Consider the following 4,076-nt stretch of genomic DNA (forward strand, 5'->3'; position numbering starts at 1 on the left):
AGCTGACGCCAAGCTCCAATATGAGAGAAATCAGCAGGAGCATCCTGAGATGAAGAAGCAGAACATGAACAAGCACTACCAGAAGCAGAACATCAAGAAGGAATATGCCGCTGCACGGAATGCCGGTTCTCAGACTGCCGGGACTGCCACGAAGAATACCGGCAAGAAGCTCGGCGAAAAGGTGTCCGACAAGCTCAAGGAGTTCTTTGAGAACAACAAGAAGGTCTTCATTTGGATCGGCGTCGGAATTGCCCTTCTCGTTTTGCTCGGTGCCGGAATCAGCTCGTGTTCGATGCTCACCTCTACCGGCTCGTCGGTCATTGCGTCCTCTTATCTCAGCGAGGATGACGCGATGCTGGGCGCGGAGGCGCAGTATTGCCGGATGGAGCAAGAGCTGCAACGCTATCTCGACACCTACGAAAGCACCCATGACTACGACGAGTATCACTTCGATCTGGACGATATTGAGCATGACCCCTATGTGCTGATCTCCATTCTCTCGGCTCTCCATGAGGGCGAGTTCACGCTGGATGAGGTACAAGGTACGCTCCAAATGCTGTTTGAAAAGCAGTACATCCTCACCGAAGAGGTTATCGTCGAAACCAGATACCGCACGGAAACCGACACATGGACGGATGCAGACGGCAACACGCACACGGAAACCTACCGCGTCCCGTATGACTACTACATCTGCAACGTGAAGCTCGAAAACTTCAATCTCTCCCACCTCCCGGTCTACATCATGTCTCAGGAACAGCTTTCCATATACGCAACGTATATGTCGGTGCTGGGCAACCGCGAGGATCTGTTCGGTGACTCTCCCTATGTGGACAAGTACATCACAAATCCTCCCGCCGACTACGATGTCAACCCGGAGTATCTGGCTGATGAGAAGTTTGCGACACTGATTGCCGAGGCGGAAAAGTATCTCGGCTATCCGTATGTGTGGGGCGGCTCTAATCCCGACACGTCCTTTGACTGCTCCGGCTTCGTCAGCTACGTTCTCACGAACAGCGGTCTTGTGAATACCGGACGGCTTGGCGCACAGGGTCTTTACAACGTCTGTACGCCGGTTTCAAAGGCGAATGCCCAGCCCGGTGATCTCATCTTTTTCGTCGGAACGTATGACACCCCCGGCGTGTCTCACGTCGGCATCTACGTTGGTGATGGCGTCATGATCCACTGCGGCGATCCCATTCAGTACACATCCATCAACTCTTCCTATTGGCAGCAGCATTTCTACGCCTTCGGAAGACCCGCCTATTAAAAGAAAGGAGTTTTGCATGAATCCCAAGTATCAGAAAGTCCTCTCCGACATCGAGAAGGCTGAAAAGAAGAAGTCCGAAATCGAAGGTCAGCTCAAGGAGCTGTACGACAAGAAGACGGAGCTGGAAAACCTTGAAATCATCAACACCGTGCGCTCTATGGTGATGGACAAGGATCAGATCATGGCGTTCCTGTCTTCCATGAAGGGCGGCACCAAGCCCGCCGAAAATACGGAGGTAATCGACAATGCGTAAGAAGTTTCGTTTTCTGACCGTCCTTGCGGTCTGCGTCATGGTTCTGTCTTGCTTCTCGGTCACGGCGTTTGCCTACGCCGATGATACCGAGCAGAACCTTCCGGTTACGGAGGCAACTCAGCCCGAACAGCAGCCCGCAGTCACTCCCACGCCGGAAAAGCCGAAGGGTGAGCCGATTGACGATGAGGGCAACGCCTACACCCGCGACCTGCTCTATGACAAGGCGACGAACAAGCAGTTCATCACTGTCCAGACGAAGAACGGCAACACCTTTTTCATTGTCATCGACTACGATGCGCCCATCAACGAGGATGAGGAACAGTATCAGACGTACTTCCTCAACATGGTCGATGAAAGCGATCTGCTTGCGCTGCTGGATGAAGACACTGCGGCTGCTCTGACCACCTGTAACTGCAAGGAAAAGTGCGCTGCCGGTCAGGTCAACACCGACTGCCCGGTCTGCAAGACCAACATGAGCGAATGCACCGGCGCAGCCCCCGTTACGCCTGAGCCGGACAAGGATGCGGAAACCGATGCTCCCGCCACTAAACCCGAAAAGAAATCCAACATCGGCATGATCCTCGTCATCTTCGTTCTTGCCGGTGCTGCGGGTGCAGCCTATTACTACATCAAGTTCGTCAAGGGCAGAAAGCCCAAGGATGAAGATATGGACTTCTTTGATGATGAAGGCTACGAGGAAGAGCCGTACATCAATGAGGATGAAGAGCCGCAGATTGCGGAGAATGTCGAAACGGATGGTGATGAAGATTGATCTTAGTCATTGCTGAAAAGCCCAGCGTTGCCCAGTCCATCGCAAAGGTTCTGGGCGCAACGTCCCGAAAGGACGGCTATATGGAGGGCGGCAATTACATCGTTTCGTGGTGCTTCGGTCATCTGGTGGAGCTGGCAGACGCCAGCTCCTACGATGAGCGGTATGCCAAGTGGCGGTATGACGATCTGCCCATTGTTCCGGAAAGCTGGATGTTTGAGGTCACGAAGGACAAAGCACAGCAGTTCAAGGTGCTGTCCGCTCTCATGAAGGACAAGCGCGTCACCGAGCTGGTCTGCGCAACCGATGCAGGACGCGAGGGTGAGCTGATCTTCCGGCTGGTCTACGACAAAGCCGGATGCACCAAGTCCTTCAAGCGTCTGTGGATCAGCTCTTTGGAGGACTCCGCCATCCGCGAAGGCTTCAACCATCTCCGAGATGGCAAGGAATATGACCGTCTCTATGAAGCAGCACTCAGCCGCTCAAAGGCGGACTGGATTGTTGGCATCAACGGCACCCGCCTGTTCACCACGCTTTATCACAAAAAGCTGGTGGTCGGGCGCGTCCAGACGCCGACCCTTGCAATGCTGGTGGAACGCGACGGGAAAATCTCCACATTCCAGAAGGAGAAATATTTCAATGTCCATATCGGCAAGGGCGATCTGACCGCCGATCTGGAAAAGGTCAAAACCAAAGAGGAAGCAAAAAGAATTGCGGCGGCTTGCGAGAAAAAGCAAGCCGTCGTTTCTTCTCTCAAGCGGGAGACGAAAACCGTCAATCCTCCAAAGCTCTATGATCTGACCACCTTGCAGCGCGAGGCAAACCGATATTACGGCTTCACTGCCCAGCAGACGCTTGATCTCGTCCAGACGCTCTACGAAAAGAAGCTCCTGACCTATCCGCGCACGGACAGCCAGTTTATTACGGACGATATGGAGGACACTGCCCGTCAGGTCATTTCTATTGTCTGCCGCCAGCTTCCGCTTTTCTCCGGCGTTTCGGTCACTCCGGACATTGCCCGCGTAACCGACAACAGCAAGGTCACAGATCACCATGCCATTCTCCCGACCGTCCAGCTTGAAAAGCAGGATGTTTCGGCGCTTCCTCAGTCGGAACAGAAAATCCTCAATCTTGTCGGGATGCGCCTTCTGTGTGCGACCGGCGAGAAGCACACCTACGCAGAAACGCAGATCTCGCTCTCCTGCGAGGGCTACGAGTTCAAAACCAAGGGCAAGACCGTCGTTCAAAACGGATGGAAAGCCATCGAAGAGCTGTTCAAGGCTTCCCTCAAGGCGAAGGAAAAAGACGATCCCGTGAAGTCCCTGCCCGAAGTCCATGAGGGCGATATGCTGGATGGTGTGTCTGCCAGCGTCACCGAACACTTTACGACACCCCCGAAGCAGTACACGGAAGACACGCTCCTGTCTGCAATGGAGACTGCCGGAAACGATCAGTTTGACGATGACACCGAGAAGAAAGGTCTCGGAACACCCGCGACACGCGCCGGTATCATTGAAAAGCTGGTGAAATCCGGCTTTGCAGAGCGCAAAGGCAAATCCCTCATTCCCACAAAGGACGGCTGCAACCTCGTCTGTGTTCTGCCGGAACAGATCACGTCTCCCAAAATGACGGCGGAATGGGAAAACACGCTCATGGAGATTGAGCGCGGCAATGCGGATGCAGACGCATTCCTCAGCGGCATTGTCCGGATGACCGGGGATCTCGTGAAAGCCTATCCATTTCTCTCCGATGCCGAAGCCCAGCGTTTCGGCACGGGTAAGGAGGAA

General features: G+C 54.1%; 4 protein-coding genes. All 4 read left to right on the top strand.

Annotated features, from left to right (window positions below):
• On the top strand, nt 1-1,267 hold a 1,267-nt coding region (locus WMO25_RS15635), incomplete at its 5' end, for a C40 family peptidase (RefSeq protein ID WP_349086101.1).
• A gap of 16 nt (nt 1,268-1,283) precedes the next feature.
• The gene (locus WMO25_RS15640) at nt 1,284-1,520 is read left to right on the top strand and encodes a DUF4315 family protein (protein WP_006573549.1); all 237 of its coding nucleotides are present in this window, start codon (nt 1,284-1,286) and stop codon (nt 1,518-1,520) included.
• Nucleotides 1,513-2,292: a DUF4366 domain-containing protein gene (locus WMO25_RS15645; RefSeq protein WP_215691452.1), complete on the top strand. Its 780-nt coding sequence runs from the start codon at nt 1,513-1,515 to the stop codon at nt 2,290-2,292. Before WMO25_RS15640 ends, WMO25_RS15645 begins: the two co-directional genes overlap by 8 nt.
• A partial coding sequence (locus WMO25_RS15650) for a DNA topoisomerase 3 (protein WP_349086102.1) occupies nt 2,289-4,076 on the top strand: 1,788 nt, incomplete at its 3' end. The genes WMO25_RS15645 and WMO25_RS15650, both read left to right, overlap by 4 nt.

Source organism: Coprococcus intestinihominis (assembly GCF_040096555.1).
GTDB classification, from domain to species: domain Bacteria; phylum Bacillota; class Clostridia; order Lachnospirales; family Lachnospiraceae; genus Coprococcus_A; species Coprococcus_A intestinihominis.